At 36.4% G+C, this 20,528-nt stretch carries 8 protein-coding genes and 3 pseudogenes; all 11 read right to left on the bottom strand.

Annotated elements, in window-relative coordinates; translation table 11 throughout:
• Positions 1-53: 53 nt before the first annotated feature.
• Positions 54-2,687, bottom strand: a complete 2,634-nt coding sequence (locus FTT70_RS02790) for a hypothetical protein (RefSeq protein ID WP_257229348.1) — start codon at positions 2,685-2,687, stop codon at positions 54-56.
• A gap of 2 nt (positions 2,688-2,689) precedes the next feature.
• Positions 2,690-4,909: an McrB family protein gene (locus FTT70_RS02785; protein WP_180168255.1), complete on the bottom strand. Its 2,220-nt coding sequence runs from the start codon at positions 4,907-4,909 to the stop codon at positions 2,690-2,692.
• Positions 4,910-5,147: 238 nt separating this feature from the next.
• Positions 5,148-5,519: pseudogene (gene ssb / locus FTT70_RS02780) on the bottom strand (single-stranded DNA-binding protein); the annotation flags it as partial.
• 365 nt (positions 5,520-5,884) lie between these two features.
• Positions 5,885-6,052: pseudogene (locus tag FTT70_RS02775) on the bottom strand (helix-turn-helix domain-containing protein); the annotation flags it as partial.
• 37 nt (positions 6,053-6,089) lie between these two features.
• Positions 6,090-6,632 carry a hypothetical protein gene (locus tag FTT70_RS02770; RefSeq protein ID WP_257229347.1) on the bottom strand — a complete coding sequence of 181 codons (543 nt, stop codon included), beginning with the start codon at positions 6,630-6,632 and terminating at the stop codon, positions 6,090-6,092.
• A gap of 94 nt (positions 6,633-6,726) precedes the next feature.
• Positions 6,727-7,100 (bottom strand): annotated as a pseudogene (locus tag FTT70_RS13610) (transposase).
• Positions 7,101-7,355: 255 nt separating this feature from the next.
• Entirely contained in the window at positions 7,356-7,832 is a 477-nt protein-coding gene (locus FTT70_RS02760; RefSeq protein WP_180168253.1) for a helix-turn-helix domain-containing protein, read from the bottom strand.
• A gap of 394 nt (positions 7,833-8,226) precedes the next feature.
• Positions 8,227-9,543 (bottom strand): McrC family protein, encoded by a 1,317-nt coding sequence (locus FTT70_RS02755; protein ID WP_180168252.1) that lies wholly within the window; start codon positions 9,541-9,543, stop codon positions 8,227-8,229.
• A gap of 1 nt (position 9,544) precedes the next feature.
• Entirely contained in the window at positions 9,545-11,920 is a 2,376-nt protein-coding gene (locus tag FTT70_RS13770; RefSeq protein ID WP_180168251.1) for an AAA family ATPase, read from the bottom strand.
• A 135-nt stretch (positions 11,921-12,055) separates the two neighbouring features.
• Positions 12,056-14,149: a UvrD-helicase domain-containing protein gene (locus FTT70_RS02745; protein WP_180168250.1), complete on the bottom strand. Its 2,094-nt coding sequence runs from the start codon at positions 14,147-14,149 to the stop codon at positions 12,056-12,058.
• Positions 14,146-20,526 (bottom strand): DEAD/DEAH box helicase, encoded by a 6,381-nt coding sequence (locus FTT70_RS02740; protein ID WP_180168249.1) that lies wholly within the window; start codon positions 20,524-20,526, stop codon positions 14,146-14,148. Before FTT70_RS02740 ends, FTT70_RS02745 begins: the two co-directional genes overlap by 4 nt.
• Between the last annotated feature and the right edge of the window lie 2 nt (positions 20,527-20,528).

Here is a 20,528-nt window from a genome sequence, read left to right as displayed (position 1 = left end):
ACAGAATTATTTACACCCTCTTAGTCCCGGCATTTGATGGATCTGATCATTTCTTACCAGGCTCCCCATGCACCACATTCTGGGCATTTCATATTAAAAGGCTCCAATGCTCTTGCTGAGTGATAGGACCAATAAAGCCCATTTTTTATTAATCGGGTACTATTTTGAGTCTTACTTGAACAATGATTATAAATTTGCATTTGTTCGCATTCTACGCACTGCATCCAAACAGACCTCGGCGTCCTTTTGATCCATTCCCCTACCTTGTTATAGTAGCCTGAAGATTTTTCAATTTTTATAATATGATTTGAACCACAGCGAATGCAGATAGGTACAGCGAAAGTTCTATCATTATTTGGATCAGTTTCACTAGTTTCTAATTTATATTGAAGGAACATCCCCAATAAACGTTGTAACTCATCACTATACAAATTACGATCAATTGGGTTTAAGAAAATTGCACCTTTGTTATGTGAGTAAAATATCTCATCATTTAAACAATCCAACTCCCCTAAGAAACTATATTTCCCCCATTCTTGTGCAGTCACTTGCTGGTCAATTAGATTCTTACATGGATGAACTAAAAAAACAGGGTTTTGATCATCTTCGCTATAATTTTTGTGCTCATACAATTCATTAATCTTAGACATCATACCTCCTGCTTTATTAAAAGTATTTTTGTCATAAAATTTAGCGTCTAATACAAACCTTTTAAATTGTGCATTCTTATTTTCAATATCATTTTCCTTAAACCAGGTTAAATCTAAGGTAAAATCAGGTTTTTTATTATTTAGTAATCTTTTCTCATACCATAAAGTGATATACCGTTTAGCTCCTTCATTTGAAAGATTAACTTGAATATCTTCTTGATTGCTTTTGATCGCATCAATAATTTTGTACTTCCAATCATCTTGCGGAATAAAACGAAATGTTTCTTTAAGAACTAGAATGATTTGAATAAGAGTCCATCTTTCATAAAGTAATGGCATATTGACTAAACCAATTTCTTCAATTTTTTCGAGACTGATTAAAAGATTTTCATCATGCAAATTCGTAACATTGCGTAGGACTTTATAATTATTATGTACTCCCTGATAATTCGGATTTTGCACAAAAGTCATTGAATTAGGGAAGTAAGAAGAAGCCTTAATCCCCAAATTCTTAAACTGCTTGAGAATCTCTTTTATAAGACGAAACTTCGGCTCCACTTTCTCGAAAACGTAGCCACATAGCTTCTGATTTTCAGTATAGAATCTAATGCGGTTACGTAAAGCAATTTTCTCTTTTTCTTGTTCTTCTAATTCTTGCTTTGATAAAGGTTTCAACCAATCATTAGCTGCTAACTTTATCCCTATCTCCTTTTCATTTTCATAAATTTCCTTCGCTTTATGAATATCTAGGCAATCTAATAACTCAATCTCTTGAATATTAGAAAATCCATATCTTATAGATCCAGATGTATGATTAAATGTACACTCACCATTAATTCTCAATACCATCCCAGGTTGCAGAACTTTTAAAAGCTCCGAAAAGGTATGTCTGAGATTTAAAATACCACTTTTATTCTGTGGCTTTACCCAATCTTCTCCATTCCATACAAGTACAAAAAATCCGTCTGGCTTATTTCCATATGGATTGGTTGTTGTATTTTCCAGTTTGACAAATATATCTTGAGAAGATGGACTAGAATGAAGTTCGAGACCAATATCTTTAATTTTTTGGTCTAGCTTTTTCTGCCAATATTCTAACCTTCTTCTTTCACCTATTTTTCTTAAATCTGAAACTACTAGATCACGGTCAACCTTAACATAATCTTTAAATGCATCATGTTGAGCTTGAAGTTTTTCAACCATATGTTGAAAGCGTTGCTTTTTATTATCAGCAAGTATCACGATTTGCTTGATAATACGATAGCATCGTTCAAGTGCAAAAAAGATATAGCGATTTTCAGCGACATTGTAGGATGGTTCAGTTGCACGACTTGTTAAAAATCGTTGATTGGTTTTAGTTGCAAGCTCCATGAAAGTTCGGTTGACTGGCTTTACCATTTTTCTAGGCTTCAAAGTCTGTATTTCACGAAGTTCAACTTTAAGATTTTTTAGGACTTTCTCAGCATGATCAGCGAGGTTCGTTATACACTCAATCGCCTCTTCGCCAATCCCTATTGTTTGACCTTCTTTAGCTTTAGCTTGTACAGCACTATTTTCATCAAGAATCAGTTCCCATAAGTCATTCTTGAATGTTCGCAAATATTGTTCTAACTGATCTAAGGTAAAATCAGAGCCATTAATCGCTATTTCACAAACTTTGCCTTGTAAGATAAGACGAATCGTCCCAACAATATTGGGGGCAATACTAGACCACTGTTTATGCTCTTTTACCCATTGATCTTTCGCGATCCACCAATTCATACCTGTTTCAGGGTCTTTAATAGGAGTTAAATAGTTTTTCTCTCCATTCGGCATTTCAATATATGGTTTATCCGATTTTTGATTCAAGAAACGAATAGCTAATAGACCTTTTTTTACCCCCTCTACTTTGGGATAAATGGTCGTTTCAACCTGAAATAAATCACGCTCTTCATCATACTCAACATCTAGAGAAACCAAAGATTCTGTGACTTTTGTTAGTGTTTTTTGGTCATACCATTTAAGTTCTAAATATTTAATTTCAAAAAATGGATTCATCATTATGACCAGAAGTTAACAATTCCATCGTTTGCTTTCGCATTTCTCACAACATTTTCGAGTGCATGAATTGACGAAAATATCTCACTATAATTTTCATGGTTTGGCAATTGTTGCTTGAGCCTCTCTACAAATACACGCTCTATAAGTTCAAGCTTGGTCTGCTCGCCAACATGCTTATTTCCATCAAAGGTTAGCTTTGGCAACACTTTATGCAATAGAAAATTATTAATTGCCATTTCATTATCGCTATTTACATCTTGGAATAAGTCAAGATAGTTCAGCCCCTGACGAATTGTTCTCATACCGAATTCAATCCCGAGTTTATGGAAAAACTCTTTATTAAGTTCAATAAAAAGTTTACAGAATGGGTTTTCACGATCAAATTTAGGATAGTTAGCTCGATAACCTAAAGCATCAATATTGAAGATCAGTGGTTTTGAAATATCATCAAATTCGTACTCTGAAACTTCTGCTAGAATTTCATCCCAATCAGATAATAGGGGTGACTCAAATCGCATAATATGCGCACGGTCTAAAATTTTTGGAGATAGGTAATGTGTAGTTTCATCAATATTGATTGCACCAATAATATGTATATTTGCAGGCATCTTGATACTTGAGGGCATGGTCATCACAGCAGAAAGCATACGACGAATTTCGTTATGATATTTAATCAGTGAGTCTTTATCACTAAATCCAAATGCTAATCTAAGTTGACTATTTAGTTTTTCATCTTTTAAAAGTTCAATGAAATTAACAACACCATTTTGGCTATATTTATCTTTGGTTGATTGAATAATATCAACAACTGCTTTTAGCTCTGACAGTACATGTGCTGATTCATCCTCAGCATAAAGAGAGATTTCAGGATCCTCATCGCGTGTTTCAAGAAGTGATAAAAAGTCTGCAAAATAGTATTCAACACGTGCAAGATTCATTTCATCTAAACAAATGAAGTATGGAATCTCTGGATTTTGCTGAGCTTCTATCATTGCTTCTAAAAAAGGCGTTGCTAAATATTTTTTCTCAAGTGGGTTGTAATAGCCCAATAGGTCTTCAGAGCTCGTCCAGTTTGGCTTCACTGGAACAATAATGGATTTACCACCGACTGCCTTTGCAAATGACTTAACTAAATTAGTTTTTCCTGATCCCGAGTCTCCAGCCAAAATAATGAGGTCTTTTGTTCTGAGAAGAGTCAGGTAGTTTTCAATAATATGACGAGGATACAAAATATCCTTGCTTACCAAATGTGCTTGAATATAAGAAACTGCTTTTTGGTAATCTCCATTTAGTATCTCACTAAAAGAGATCCCATCAACACATTGAGACTCTGGTTTAGATTCAAGTAAAAAAAGTTCCAAATCTTCTTCATCAACAAACTCAAACGTTTTAAGAAACAGAGCCTTGTCTGCCACATAACTTTTTAGTCGTTTAATTTTGTTGTTCATTTCAGCCTCTATTTGTTCAAATCTTTTAGTCAACATCTGTATTTCCTGATGCTTAACTTCCTTATCTTGAGTTAATTTTTCGTTAATTTGCTCAAGCTCTTTTTGTCTAGCATTTAATGTATCAACAAGTTTTTTGACCACATCTCTTTTTTGTTCGCTTTTCTCTAAAGCCACTGTACTCTTTTTAATTAATTTATCCGCTTCATTTTCTTGCTCAGATAACTTTTTCTCTAACTCGCTTCTTTTTTGCTTAATCTCTTCATCTATATCATCCCTAGCTTTTTCAAAATAAAAATCATAGATTGATTTGGCGATAAATTGAGAACGCTCATTATCTGCATGTGGATCGATTAAAATCTCTTGCGGAATTTCTTTAGGTAAATAACGAAGATTTTCCCCTGAACCTTTTTTTACACATAATTCTAGTGGATTCTTATGTTTAATACGTTCTGCTTTCGGAGCAAGTTCTAACTCACATCGAATATAACGTCTTTTTTTCTTAGATCCATCGCGTATTACATCCTGAGACGTAACAAAAAAACTGCAAGCTTCTTGATCGGAACCTTGTAATGGATAATGAAGTTTTTTGCCAGTTTTAATTAAGTAGGAATCACGTAGATAACCATGTGATTTATCACCTAAAGCAGGTTGTAATTCCCCCCACACTTCAAACTTACCATCATCAACCCCCCAAGATTTAGCTAAGATAGCTAAAAGCTCTTGATCTGAATAATCTTTCAATTCATCTTCTGTATAAATTATTTCATTCATGTATTCATCTTTGCGTATATTTTCAAATCAATAGAGTGCATCAGTCTAATCTAAATACTGTAAGCTATTGACTAGACTTCATCATTTACATGAGTTCAATACAACTTTATCTCAAATAACTTAACAAACTACCTATCTATATGATCTAGAAAGGTAAATCATCATCTAAATCTGTTGGTGTGAATACAGGTACGGGGCTTTTTACAGTTTTTGGTATACCTAGAGGAGAAACAATGTTTTGCTCTAAGCTAGTTTCGGTACTCGTTTGTGGTCGACTAGAGTCCAACATTTGCATTTGTTCACCACGAATTTCAGTAGTGTAACGTTCTTGACCATTTTGATCAGTCCATTGACGTGTACGTAATGATCCTTCAATATAAACTTTCGAGCCTTTACGCAAATACTGTTGTGCAATTTCACCTAATCTATTGTTTAAAACAATGCGATGCCATTCTGTTTGTTCTTTGCGTTCACCTGTATTTTTATCTTTCCATGATTCACTCGTTGCGATCGAAAATTGTGTTAATGATCCACCATTAGGGAAGTTTTTGGTTTCTGGATCTTTGCCTAATGTACCAATTAAAATAACTTTATTAATGCCTCTAGCCATTAGAGCCTCTTTATTTCAGAATATTTCACTAAAAAACTATAGATTAGACCTCTTTCGAAAGTATAGTTTTATCTAATTTTTGAATTGGCTAAAACGTCATAAAATATAGCTTTCGGCTATTTAAAATTTGACTAACGCAACAAGTTTATTTATTGCAAAATCATAAGGATCTGTTAATCAAAATAATTATAGAGTATTTTAACTTATATTGGGCTTTGTTGCACAAAGATTTGAATTGCAAAGGCCCCTAATTGAGCCAAATTTAAGGCGTAACTTGGGTAAGTGGTCGACCTAATTCCTTAAATCTGCTGAGGACTGCTACACGTGCATGAATTTCAGTCTCCGACAAACCCGGTACGGTTCAAAACGTCATTGATGCTATTTCTTTTAAGCTCACGATAGATCGTACTAGGATGTCTTTTAATGAGTTCAGCAAATTTTCTGGCTGAAAAGCCTTCTTTTCTTGACTCAAGCATTAATGCAGTACGATCTTCAAAGTTAAGATGATGGTATGACAATTTTATATACTCCATAAACCCTTTAAATTAATTAGGTGGTTTATGTCGCACTTCAAGTTTTACTCTGCCGCCTTTTTTTAATAACATCATTTATAATATAATCATGTAAGTCAATAATGCCATCCTGGCTAGCTAAAAATGGTAGCCAAATATCATTATGATCTATAAAAAAATCTTTTTGTTCCTGAGTTAAAGAAGAATTTTTATTTTTTTTTATAAACTCTTCTTTAATTAAAAGATATTCTTTTTGCTTTTCCTCAAACTGTTCCAAAAATATATCCATAGATTTGTACAGAGGTAAATTTTTAGTTTGTAACATAGAGTTCATAAATTCATAGCGTGCTTTCATCAGAGACTGTTCGCTTTTTATCATATTTTCAGCTACTTGAGCTTGAGCTTGTTCAGGCCATTTTTCTGTTTCTTGTCTTAATTCATGTATTTTATCTTTTAATTTTTTAAAAAAGTTCATATGCACTAAATCTGATAGAATTGAAAATATATGTAGTATCTTATTATATTTATTTAATATAAAAAAGGCTTTGTTGCATAAACCTAGCATGGAAGGCTTATTCAGCAATATAATTTCAAAATGCATAAACCTGCCCCCTAAGAATCTATCCAGAATATTTTCTATGCAAAAGTAGCCTTAAAAAGGCTAAATTAATGAACTGAAGGCTCATAAGTATCAACTAAAAAGTAAACATGTATTCATTAACAAAACCCTTTGAAATCTTCCCAACCCAACGCTCTATTTGATCTGCCTTCATCACATTAAAATCCCGCCAGTTATACTTCATCTGCTTCCAAACCATCTCAATTCTATTCAGCTCAGGACTTTACGCAGGTAGAAAATACAAAGTCGTTGAATACTCTTGTACAAGAAGCTTTCGCCAATCTACCATCTGTGTTTGCTGCGATGAATCGAGGCATTGTCAACAATCAACACCAAAGGAACTTGATAGCTGCGTTTCACCTGTGCTGCTACACCCATCAAATAGGCATAAAACCAGCGACTGTTAACGGACTCCTGTAGGCACCTGATGATCAGATGACCCGTTGACAGGAGACAACCATCACATTAACTCGCTTTAGTCTTACAGCATCAACCGCATGAACATCGCCTATCTTTGTCCATGCGTAACGGTTATAGTCAAATCATTATAAAAATAATACAAATCGGTCGATGAGTTATTTCGAGTTTTTTCGAATCCTGTATGAATAATAAAGTAGTTTGACTATATCTGACGTAGCCGAAAATCCTTTTTCGTCGACATAGCCCAATACAATTTCACCACGTGCCGCTTGCTCACGTAATGCTTCAATCTGCTGTTGCGCTTGTCCAAATGCGGTCGGGTCTCTTTTTTTTCAAGCTGTGGCGGATGCGTTTGAAGACCATGCCTGAATCTCGCAAAAACTTGCGAAGAGTTTCAACAGACACGGACACACCGTGTTTTTCATGCAGTTTGACTCGGATTTGTTCTGCATTGAGTGGGCTTGTGTTGACCCACTCTAAGATTTGAGCCTGATAGTTTGAGGTCAGTGTATTGGGACGGCCTGAGCGATGACCTTCTTGAATCGATTCAAACTGATGTAGCTCCCAATGTCGGCGTTGTAGCCTTATGGTTTCTGGGATACGCTCTTGTAACGCAGCAACTTCGGCAACAGTTTTACCTTCGGAAAGCCAGAGAATGGTTTGGGCACGTTGTCTTTCACGCCAATGTGCTGCATGCTTAGTCAGGAGAATTAGTTGTGCACGCTGTTCTAAGCTGAGTGGGACGGTAACAATCCATGGCATGTGCAAACATCGTTTAACCAAAAATGTCTTTTTGCATGTTTAGTTGTTTTTGTCAACTTAGGTTGATGACAATAAAAATGTTTAACCTATTTTTACCCGAGTAAAATTTTAGGTACTAAAGATTACTACTGTAATCTTTAGTTCATATATTGATTGAGAAAACCAACTCAATTCAAGTTGCTTTTTATGCCAGTCTACAATCCCATAAAGAAGAGAACTTACTAGCCTCTTCTGAGTTTGAAGCAATGTACTATGATAAGATTAAAATATTAGGTCAGGTGGCCTAACTTAAATAAAAAGTCTCCGACAATCCCGGTACGGTTCAGTTCCTTATTTGTAAGTTTTTGCCCAATTTCTAGCTTATTTATGGATAACATTGTTTTAGAGAATTCCTTTAAATCATAGCTGCTACAAGTTCTTGTCCAATCAAGACACCTTTTTCCAAATCAAAAGGAAGTACATATAAACAAAGCTCATCTGAATAGTTAAAATGTGGCAAATGAACTGTAAATTTTTGATGTTTTGGATAGATCAAAATCAACTGACCTTTTTGGCCTAAATACTTATTGCCATAGGCGTGCATTTGATACAAATCAGCCTGGCTGATTCCATATTTTTCAGTGGAATTAGCCTTCTCTTGATGAATAAATTTCCATTTGGTATCAAGAATAACCTGACAGTCCCCCCCTTTATAGACAGCTAAATCAGGTTCTAATGCAAACCAGTTTTGTAATGTTCTATTTTTAGGTGTGTGACTCACCAATGTTTGTCGACTCGGTTGAATCTGTAATCTATGGCAAGGTTTTAACTGAGTTTGTAGCTTTTTCGCCACATATTTTTCGAAGAGCTGTGGCATAGAAAATAGTAAAGACATGCCACGGCGTTCGCCATTTTGAAATGATGGATTGATATTCAGCAATAATAGCTCACACCATGGTTTTATATCTTCGTATTGACTAAATAACTTACCTTCACGCCATTGCCCTAAGCTTTCAACGGGATCATGACATGTTGGTATCTCATGCATTAATTCAGTAAAATCATGCCCGATTGCGATAGAATGATCATTCCTAGTCATTTCTAATGCATAAATTAACGCTGTTTTAATTAAGCGATTTTCAATACCATTAAACAGGAACTCATCATATTCAATTTCAAATAGATAATCCTTACCTACTCCATGGTTAATCTGTTGTTGAACTAATAGCCTTCCTTTCAGATAAGGCTGCACATCTTGTACTAACTCGTAATCACGTTTTAGCCCATGATGGATAAGTTGTTCGAGCTCTTCCAAAAAGCGTCGAATAATCCACTCATGTATTGGCAAATCAGTTTGCGTTAAATCAGCTTCACTCATCTCTTTAGGTCGTATATCATAAACCTCAGAGAGCATGTTTTTTAATATATTTTTAGATTTTTCAATTTGGCTATCACCTAATTCAATTTTAGGTAAAATCTGAATCTGCTCCTCATTGAAAGGGCTTTGTATATAGCCAACATAAGCACCTAACTTAAAACTGTTGCGCCGTACTTCTTCTAATACAAGAACCTGATCAGTTTCTTCAATACGAGTAGCTTGATACTTATCAATCATCCAATCCAAAGTCTTTTGACTAATATAAGCACGACGACTTGCTGTTGCTAAAGTATTCTCAGTCACTACAGTCTTTTGATAAGACTGTAGCTCTGCGTATTCTGTTACCGTAATCATCTTAGTGGTAGATCTGTTGGAAACGTTTTAAATCACTAAAGCAGCCTAGATTTAGTTCGACTGCAAACAATGGATTTCCTTTTGGTTGCTGCCCATAGCCAAAGATATTTTCATCAAAATTCAAGTCCTGAATTATCTTTCGCTCATCCATATCATCTGGATTATCATTCAATACCAAACCTATATGTTTTAAATTACTGAAGAAATATTCTTGCAATAGCGGAATGATCTTATTTTCAAAAATTCGTCGTAATGTTTCCAGATACTTAGTTTCGTCCATTACCGAACACAAAGGCATGAAATAGCTATGACCAATTTGATAATCTTTACCTTTTAAATATTGAATGCGTTGATTCATTTTTTTGAGCATTAGAGGAATATCCACATCATGCTGCGATGCTTCCATATCCTCTAGAATTTGGCTATCTGGACCAACTTCCTTAAACTCAAATCGACGACGCAAGGCTAAATCTAATTGTGTCAGTGACTTATCTGCCGTATTCATCGTACCGATCAAATATAAGTTAGAAGGTACAGTAAAAGGTTCCTTTGAGTATGGCAAAGTTAATTCACGTGCATCTGACTTACCCGCACGCTTATCATCCTCAATCAGGGTAATCAGTTCACCAAAGATTTTTGAGATGTTGCCTCGGTTTATTTCATCCATAATCAGTACGTGATTGACACTATTAGTTATGAGTGTCTTTGGGTTATGAATTTCTTCAATAATGATATCTTGGGCTTTCAACTCTTCAACAAGCTGTACCCAACTGATACGTGCTAACTCATGTACCGATTTGATTCCCAATTGAAAATTATTGTTTAAAGCTAATATATTGAAATTAATACCCGTTGCTAGCCATTTCACTTTTCTGACATGCGCAAAGTCGGAATCTAATTCATAGGCTTGTTCATCAAAATAATAGTCTGAACTGATAACACCTATAGCTTGGATACTCTTCCTATCACGTAAACACAGTATGACGTCACCAATCTTCATTCCTTCACTAAAATCATTTAAAGATGTTTGATCATTAGGACCTAATGATTCGAAATACTTGATTTGATCTTCATTACGCTCAGTTAATAAATTGCCAGTCGCATTCCACCCTATACGTATTTCACTATTCTCAAAATATTTTTTTCTGCGTTCTACATCCCAAGTTTCACCTAATGAAATTTTCCAGATTTTAGGTGAACTATTGAGTCCTAAAACATCATTCTTATTAATCCCCGCTGCCTTTTGTGCTTTTATGGCTATTTTTTTAAAAATCCCATCTTCAACTTTATAGGCAAAATTAGTTTGACCTTCAGGTACATATGCTTTTAAACCTTCAATAAAGTCTTCATAACTAAAACTTTGATGGAAAGTAGTAAAAGCAATTTGCTTTGTCTTGATTAGTTCATCATATTTTTCTTTAATGGCCTTATGATGTTCAATTGTGTCCGTTTCGGTTAGTGAGGCATACCAATCTGGGGCAGCAATTTGAACAGCAAGTTCTGTAGTTGCATACGTTTTACCTGTACCTGGTGGGCCATATAAAATCTGATTCAGTGGCATATTGGTTTCTATTTTATTTTTCGTGCTCAAATTATTGTCTTCTTGTTTATGCCCTTTATTTAATCTTGAACGATTGACATCAACGACAGCTTGATAATATAGGTCATAAAACTCTTGATCTTTGAATGTCTCTTTTATTCGCTTTAAAGTATCCAGATAATCATTCCATACTTGTAAAGCTTTATCTTCAGTTTCAACAACAGTATCTGTGTAACTAATTTTACTTTTATCTAGAAAAGCCTTTCCTGTCGCATTTAACGGAAAAAATAAATCTGGTCGACAACGATATAAGCCGGTTGAAAGTTTATTAATCCCAATGACATCTTGTGGCAATATTTCAATAATAATTTTTTCTATTTCTTTGATATCTTTAAGTTCCGCAAGTTTTCTAAACAATCCCCATAATCTAGATATGATTTCTTTTGGTCTTTCGTAAATATCACTACCATTTTGTTTAACTCTATAAGGGTAATACCATGCACTTTGTGCATCAGATTCGGCACAGCCAGTTAAATCAACACGAAAATCATCTCTATTTAGCAAACCACTATGCAATGTTGATCTTTTCTTCAATGTACCCACATTGATCAAACTAATTACAGTAAAGGGATCTATTTCTGTATGATGCTTTGGTTCCTCAATGATATTGCCATTTTCATCGAGTGTTTTATCTGACTTAAAACTTTGATCAACTTGTTTTTTTAGATCCTTTAAAATTTGAGCTAACTCATTCTGTCTCCCTTCAAATTTCAATATATGTGAAAACAGGGTATTTTTATAAAAATTTACCCATGCATTTTTATCAACAACTTCCACGGCTCTTTTCTCGACTAATTATTAAAAATTCTGTAAAATTAGTGACATAGAATCTAAACACCAATCATTGCTCACAGTTTAATACCATGTAGATCTCTGGTATCGTGTTACCTATTGCTCATGAGAGAAAACGAACTAAACTAAGTAGCTACTCTTCACCCCATAAGAAGAAATAACGACTTCCTTCTTAGCACGCGTTAAAGCAACAAATACAAGTGATCTCTCATGAGCATCTGCTTCAATCTGAGACACTTCATCTGCTTTATGCTCGACGGCATTCTTTAATGGTATAAGCCCCTCATTACAAGATGCTAAAACAATTAAATCAAATTCCAAGCCTTTAACACGATGGATCGTGGCAATTTTTACAACATCCTTTGGAGCATGTGTTTCAGAGGTTTCAATTCTATGGAATTTTCGCTTCTCAGCATTAAATTGTTGAGCAATTTTATCTATTTCCGCATTCGTTCTTGCAACAATACAAATACTCTCTAATGGATAAGATGACTGATCAATAAAAGCAAATACCTTTTGCATTTGTTCTTCAAAATTTTGACTATTATCAAAGATAAAAGGTGCTGGTCCATGCGTCAGAGACTTATACAAAGTATTATCATCCTCACCACCATCCAAATCATCTATTGGCATATCATTTAGAATTGCGCTTGCAAACTTTCTAATTTCATCCGTGGTTCGATAATTAATTTTGAGTTTAGCTGATCGCCCACGTACATTAATCCCAACTTGACTCAAAACTACTTTATTTTGATCATAAATACGTTGATGTGCATCACCAACAATAAAGAGATCATTTTCTTGCTCTGGCACAATCGCTCTTAACAACTTGAATGCTTGTGGTCCCATATCTTGGGCTTCATCCACAACAATACTTTGATAAGGAAAATCTATACCATTTACTTTGATAAAGTCTGCTGCATCTCGATAGGCATCTGATATTTCTTTGATTCCATGTTGATTCAGCAAACGTCTATATTCAGATAAAACATCCCAAACTTTAATTTTATCTGCTCGACTTAAACGTGTACCTCGTCCTACACGGCGTGCCTGCTTATATTCCTCAAGTGAGGTAATGCCCTGTGGTTGTATTACATGCAACCATTCTTCTTTGAAAAACTCTAAGCTTAATGTCAATTCTGGTGACATTTCTGCATAGGCCATTTTCCAATGCTCATCTAACTTTTCTCGACTGTAGACAATCTCAAAATCATATTTTTGTTTACGTAAGAAATACTGAACCCATCGATCTAAATTCACGACTTCAATTTTTTGCAGTAAAGCCTCTCCACATAAACTTCTAAGCTGATCTTCAATATCTTGTGCTAAGTTCTTGGTAAAAGTTGTAAATAGAATTTTATGATTCGGATCAGTTAAATTCTCAGCTAACCATTTTGCTCGGTGCATAGCCACTACCGTCTTACCCGTGCCAGCACCGCCTAAAACACGAATAGGTCCTTTTTTATGTCCTGTTGCTAGTTTACGTTGTGATGAGTGTAGGAAAACACGCCATTTTTCTAGCGATGCACTTAGCATCTCCTCCAATTCCGTCTCACCAGAAACCACAGAGAATTTGGCTAATGACTGATCCCTAGCCAGTGCAGCCTCAAAATCGGTCGTACTAAATTGACTATCTTCAGCAATTTCACGCTCAGCAAGAATGGACTCGTAGCTTTGCCCTGCTAGATACAAGAATAAGCCTTCATAGGCATCTTGTGGCAAATTGGTTTGTAACTGATCCAAATCTTCTTCCGTTTGCACTAATCGAACTTGAGGGATTAAATCTTCTGGCACCCCTAGTTTCATCAATTGCTTATCACGCAAAGAATTGAATAAACTTTCCGAAGTCTCCTGAGACTCTATTACCACTGCTTGGACTTCACTTTGATAAAGCTGAATAGCACCTGTTTCGGCATTAATATTACATTTATGCGTTTTCGCCCATGTGTAGGCATCATCATGGTGATCAACCCAAAGCAATAACAGAATATTGCCTTGTTCGGAGACAATGATGCGATAGGTCTGATCTACTCGTAAGGATCTAAAGCTATCATCTTTGACAACTTGTAATTTTTCTAGATTAAAACCAGGCAAAGAGGGATTGACCATAAACTTGATAATCTGTTGGTTTACTTTTGCCTGAATATTGGATGGCAATTTATTCAGTGATGCAAAATATCCATCAGAAAAAGCCAGCTTTAAATTTGTTTTCATAGCTTATCCCCCAATTCATTTACTAATATTTCCAAATTATTTTCAAATAGGTATACGTAATACCCTTGTTGTTCGAATACTTCTTTGTCATCGAATTGATATGGCAAAAGCACAATGATTTTTTGATCTTTCCATAACAATTCAGCTTCTGCCAAAATTTCACCTTTAGCACCTTCTAACTCAAAGCCAACTAAAGGCATAGAAATACATTGATCCTTTAATGCGTATAGCAACGGATGTATAACTTCTGATGCCTCTTCAAATACAAATGACCAGTCATCATGATCTGAAACAGACGGTGTATTCCAACTCAATCTTGAATAGACACCTTCATTGGTTTGTTTAATTTCTCCAGCATATAGATTTGGACAAAACTGAAACCAATTCATGAGTTGCCACAACTTCATCCACAGCAATTTAGTTTCTTCGAGATTTTTTTCACCTAATTGGACTTGAATACCAATCATGAGTTCGTTTAAATCCAGACTATTAATAATGCCAGTACCTGCAGCATACGCTAATTTAAGCTGATTTTCGTTATGACCAAGTTCGAATATATTTGCCAAAAGAAGTGACTTAGATTGAGAAAGCTCATTAAACTCCAAAGGAAAATACTGAGTAAAATTTTTCCATTGAGCTAAATTTTGATCTGATTTATGCCTCGGGTCGATTAAGCGTAGAGCTTGTAAAGCACTTAATTTTTGCAGATCTTCTGTATTTGGGTGACTTAAAAATTTCATCAATAAATTAAAACTATTAAGTTGTAAATCATTGAACGTATATGGCTTCAATTTTTGTTCATGTGCTCCTTTCAATCTAGTATATGCTGATGTTTCTTCCACAACACTTGGAAATACATTAGCAACTTTAACTTCATTTTTTGCAAAGCTAGATTCCACATCGTGCCATGTGAGAGACCAGACCCAATACTGTCCTGAACGTAGCAGTGCCTGACGTTTAAGTAAATCATCATGCACACTTTGTGCATGATACTCATAACCGTCCAAGAAAATTGCAATCGGTTTAAAGCCTGCTTTCTTTGCCTCTTTATTTTCTGGGTAAATAATAAAGTCTGGCTCACAAGCATAAGCAACGCCCTGTGATGGACCCAATTGGACATGCATTTCCATACGGTATTGTTCTTTGTCAATACTTAAATGATATGCCTTATTTCCTTTGATCAAATCAACTTTTACACTGACTTTCTTACCACCAACAAAGGGTTGTAATTCTGGTTCATTAAATGTTTTTATTGCTTCTGGGAAGCGTACTTCTAGCTGGCTATCCTCCCAAACCACTTTTTTCACTTTCCCTAAGTGTTCAACTTTTTTAAATGTCGGATCATCACGTAATAACTCATGCAACATATTCAAAGCGACTTTACGTGAAGTGCTTTCCATACCGTAGGAATTACGATAGGCATACAAGCATTGATAGCAACCATCCACCTCAGGAATGACATGTTGACATGAGCATTCAGCCATTACTTTTTGGGCTGCTTTAAATGTATCTAACAAATGCTTTGGGTCCGCGAGCAATTCATGTAAATAACCCGTACCACCAGGAACGCTGTCATAAATTACTAAGTAGCGTTCTCTAAAGTCACTACCAGCAACAGGCTGTTCAGAAATCATAATTTGTAAGTGATCGACTTTGCCGCCAAATTTCTTTTTAAGGCCTAACTGCATTGCTGCAACAAAAGAGTTGATCTGTTCATCTGGCGTTGCTACAGCCATACTCGGCATAAGAATACGGATGGCTTCTGAAACATATTGTCGGTACAAATACAGACATTGTTCAATGCCACTTTCATCTTGATTTTTAGCAAAGCTACAGTAGTGCTGATGTTTTGCAGGGCCTTTTTTATCTTGTACAGTGCCGCATTCCTTGCAGATTCTAAAACCTGGGCGCTCTAACTCCTTACCAGCGATGTAAAAGGTTAAGTCAGTAGAGCCCGTACTTTCACCAAAATTCATTTCAATAAATTTTGCTTTTTTAACGAATTCAAAACCAAAAGGTCGGTCTTCGTTTTCAAAAGCATATGCAAGTTCCACATCCTGCGGATCAACATCCACGAGCATCTGCTTATTAAAGAATAATGGTTCACGTGTTTCACTATCATCAGATAGCATCGCCTTAGATTTCAATGTATTGGCATACACCTGCACCAATTTCAATACTGGAAACTGCTGCCTTACATCTGCCCATTGAATATCACCACAACGGGGACAACTTGATGCCGTGACCATTGAACCCACCGTCTCATGATAACTGCAGCTTGGGCACATTCGCATCATTTCAATGGCTTTACCCTTTGCCGTTTCGACGCGGGTAATCTCAACCTTGTGATGCGACGCATAGAAAATACTATTTGGTGCCAATTCGCTAATCGCTGCATGAGCTGGTCGTGTATATTCATACTCTTCGGAATGATACGGTGAAGTACTCGAGGGATCTGAAGACTTTCTAAAAATGACAGATTTTAATGTCGTACCTTCCTCAGGGAAAGCATAGTTAGGGAGTAAGCCTTCATCTGTTAGAAAATTAAATGTCGCTTTGCTATAAATATTACGTTTAAGCCTTGCCACACCTGTAATTTCCTGATGAAGCTCCTCTAATTTCTTTTTCTTTTCTTCATCATCAGGTAATGCTTCAGTTTTCTTCAGCGTTTTTTCTAATGCATTCTTCTGCTCATTTAAACGATTGATTTCCTCTGCTAACTCTTTAATTCGATTAATCAAAACCCATTCAATTTGCTCTTCTTCAGCTTCATTATTAATGATTACTTTTTTGAGTCGTTCACGATTATCTGCACTCATTGTAGGAGGCAGTAATTCACTAAACTCATCCCATAAACGATCACGATTGGTCCGTATGTATTCAATTAAAGTGTATGGGAAACGGTCTGTATTATTGGTTTTGACTGCACCAATGACCAATTGCATGGTTTCTGGAATACTTTGTTTACCTTGTTCTGCTCGTCCCCAGTCATCAAAACAGTACGCAAATAATTGTCGTTTCAACACCATGGAAGCTTCTAAGAAAATTGCAGGTGGCTCAACATTGCCCGCCATCATTTGCAATGGATTTGCATAAAAATACAAATCATGTGGTTGTCCTTTAGCAACCGTTAACGCCACAGAGTTCCCCGTCGAACGTCCAGCTCGACCAATACGCTGTAAATAGCTTGCCTGTGATGGTGGTACTGAAGCCAAAATCACCGATGACAGATCACCAATATCAATACCCATTTCCAATGTCGGTGTCGCAGACAATAGGTTTTCAAACCATGGCTTACGTTCACCTGATTTTTCTTTGGCTTTAAACTGATTTTCAACTTTTTCACGTAATGAACGTGACAATAAACCGGTATGCTCATGCCCAATTACACGGTTAATTTGCCCATGCAAGTAGAAATGTCGATAAAAATTATTCAATGGCCGGCGATCTTTTTTCCAAACATACATCCGCGTATTGTTCTTTACGTTTAACTGTAAAGACGGAAGATCTTCAATCTCATCATCCCATTGCTGTGGAACATTAAGCTCACCATGGCCCTGGGATAAATCTAAACTATCTGAAGCACGTAAGGTAAACGTACTGAGCTGATGAGTAACAAACAGTTTTTGCGGATTTAAGCCCCAAACCCGTGCATCTTTGATTTTAATCACCCGTTCAACAACTAAGTCCACGCTTTGTAATGCTTTTAAGCAATATTCAAATAAATTGCTATAAAAGTCTTTAGCCACCAATTGTTCTGTATGTACAACCAAAGTCAGCCACTTTTCATACCAGCTTTGACCTTTTTTAAGTGTGATACTTTCAAAATTTTTACATTTATCATTCGCAGGAAATACGGGTAATTGCGAGTGTGAACCAAAGGTGGGTAAGGTCTTGTCATTGGTTAAAATATAATAATCACCACCACGCTCTACATAACCCTCTAAGAGCTGATGATAGATCGCGCCGTGGTTACGTAACCTTAGGCAGATGCCCCACAGTACTTGTTGCGCTTGTTTTTCGGAAAGCTCATATCCCAAATGATTAAGTGCATCGTGTTTTAATTGATTCGCTGCTTGATGGACTAAGGTTGCTTCCCAATACAAAGTTGCCACCCCAGTACGACGTAAAGAACGCCCTGTTTGGCTTTTAATACCTAGCTCGTGCAGTGCTTCCCATGCAAGGCGACGCTTAATATCTGCCAATAATTGAGCAAGTTGAGGGTTTTTACCCTCTTTCATATCAATATACGTTTCACGAGACTCTAAATTAGGCGCAATAAATTCAGTAATGAATTTTTCATGCGTCCAACCATTTGGGTTTTTCTCATTCAGTTCATAATCTTCAAACCAATGATTCACAAAGTCCAAATAAGGCACTGAGCCATGTTTAGCAATGTATTGTGCCATCCCTGTTCTGAGGTTCATTTCCCAAGTACGTGCACTATAAAAACCAGCACGATGAGTGGCATCTTGAACAGAGTCGGAAAAAGCGATGACTTTTTTATCTTGATTGAGTTGATTTGAAAACAGTTGGTTAATCGCAACCGAAGTTAGGCTTGCGGCCTGAGAACCAAAGATAATCAGCGAGTTACGAGATTGACAAGATGGGCATGTCCGTTCTTTTTTGGTGGTATTCACCCCCTTTTCTTGAACTTCTTTAATCTCAGCACTTTCTACAACACAAACAACGTTTTTAGAGCCACATTTATTACATTGCTCTGTTTTAACACCACTTTGGTGACAACATTCACCACATAAATAACTCACCTCGCCCGTAACATCATGACACTGTTCAGGAACAATCGGCATCAGATATTTGGCCTGTACATCGTTTTTAAAGAAACGGTTATACAATTTACGTAGGTCCGTTTCAATTTGGGTATCACCCATCTTCTCTGCCGCTAGCCAAGACGTTGCGTGACATTCCGAACATTGCAGAACGGGTAATACTACTTGATCTTTTTGTTTTTTTAAATCGTCATGAAAGTGTAAATGTACATGCTCAGGGTCTTTATTTACCGTGGCGACAATACGGCGAAGCTCTCGAATCCACGCTTGGAATCTTAGTGAGACAAAGGGTTGTCCTGGGTAGTCTTTACCACGTGCATGAGATACCAATGCCAATAATGACATCAGAATATGCTCCGCATAAGGTCTTAAACTTGGTGGTAAAGTTCTAGCTTCAGGGACGAGACTTGAAAAAGGTGTCAGCGTTTGTGCGTCATTCAACAGTTTTAAGAAGAAAGCATGACTCTTTAATTTAAGCCCTAATTCTTGGCGGGATTGCATATCGCTAGGATCAAGGTCAAAACCACCATCTGCTGCTTTACCAAAAAAGAACCAAGCCTGATGTTTTAGATACTCTTCTTCCGATTCAAATTGTTGTTGGTTTAATAGTTTTGGATCGAAGTCATAAGAGATGCTGTAATACTCAATCGGTGCTTGGAATTCGGCTGGGCTGACCCGTGTTTCCCCAATAATACTGTCTGCGGTAAATTCCGCATCAAAGATTTTCGAAACAAAGTCGAGTAGATCCCCTTTGCTTTCTTCAGAGCCAATGGTTGCAGAAGTCCCTACCGTGACCAAATGATTCTTTGGTGTTTTTAAATGCGCTTTTAGACGACGAATCAACATCGCCAAGTCAGAACCTTGTGCCCCGTCAAAGGTATGCAATTCATCGACAACCAAATACTTTAAGGTATCCGCTTTGTTTTGCACCCAAAGACTTTGGTCTTTTGGACGCATCAGCAAGTAATCCAACATTTTATAGTTGGTTAGCAAGATATCTGGCGGTGTTTTACGCAGTGTGTCATGGTCGGTAATGACTTGTGTCGCCGACATTTGTTTGGTACCAGTGGCTGCATTGTCATCTTGTCCAACAAACAGCCCGACATTGACACGGTTTTTCAGTTCAGGTGTGTTATAGATAACTTCTGCAAAGCGTTTGGCTTGGTCAGTTGCCAAAGCGTTCATTGGGTAAATAATAATGGCTTTAATGCCTTTACCCGTTTGTTCTAAACAATGATTCAGCAATGGATATAAGAAACACTCCGTTTTACCCGAACCTGTTCCCGTAGCCACCAAAGTGGGTTTTGCCGTTTCTCCAACAAGGCGTTGCCATGCTTTTTCCTGATGCGCAAACGGTGAATGTTCCGTTTTAAAGTTTGGGAAAAAGTGACAAGTCGCTTTCGGATTTTTGGCAAAAGGAAGCCCTAAAGAGACATAAGGTCCCTTGAAGAAAGCCTCTCCATTGGCATCTTGATCGACCAATGCTTCAAACTTGCCTTTAAAGTGTGGTGTTTCCGTTTCATACCCTGTTGTAATAAAACTTTTTAATGCTTGCTCTATATCTTTTGAAATTAAACTCGGAAACATGC

Source organism: Acinetobacter sp. YH01003 (assembly GCF_013420525.1).
Classification (GTDB): Bacteria; Pseudomonadota; Gammaproteobacteria; order Pseudomonadales; family Moraxellaceae; genus Acinetobacter; species Acinetobacter towneri.
This window is presented reverse-complemented; position numbering and strand designations above follow the sequence as displayed.

Excerpts from the sequence above, each read along its gene's own strand:
- FTT70_RS02740 (WP_180168249.1), bottom strand. The coding sequence starts at position 20,526 with ATGTTTCCGAGTTTAATTTCAAAAGATATAGAGCAAGCATTAAAAAGT.
- FTT70_RS02745 (WP_180168250.1), bottom strand. The coding sequence starts at position 14,149 with ATGAAAACAAATTTAAAGCTGGCTTTTTCTGATGGATATTTTGCATCA.
- FTT70_RS02785 (WP_180168255.1), bottom strand. The coding sequence starts at position 4,909 with ATGAATGAAATAATTTATACAGAAGATGAATTGAAAGATTATTCAGAT.
- FTT70_RS02760 (WP_180168253.1), bottom strand. The coding sequence starts at position 7,832 with ATGCCATGGATTGTTACCGTCCCACTCAGCTTAGAACAGCGTGCACAA.
- FTT70_RS02770 (WP_257229347.1), bottom strand. The coding sequence starts at position 6,632 with ATGCATTTTGAAATTATATTGCTGAATAAGCCTTCCATGCTAGGTTTA.
- FTT70_RS02790 (WP_257229348.1), bottom strand. The coding sequence starts at position 2,687 with ATGAATCCATTTTTTGAAATTAAATATTTAGAACTTAAATGGTATGAC.
- FTT70_RS02755 (WP_180168252.1), bottom strand. The coding sequence starts at position 9,543 with ATGATTACGGTAACAGAATACGCAGAGCTACAGTCTTATCAAAAGACT.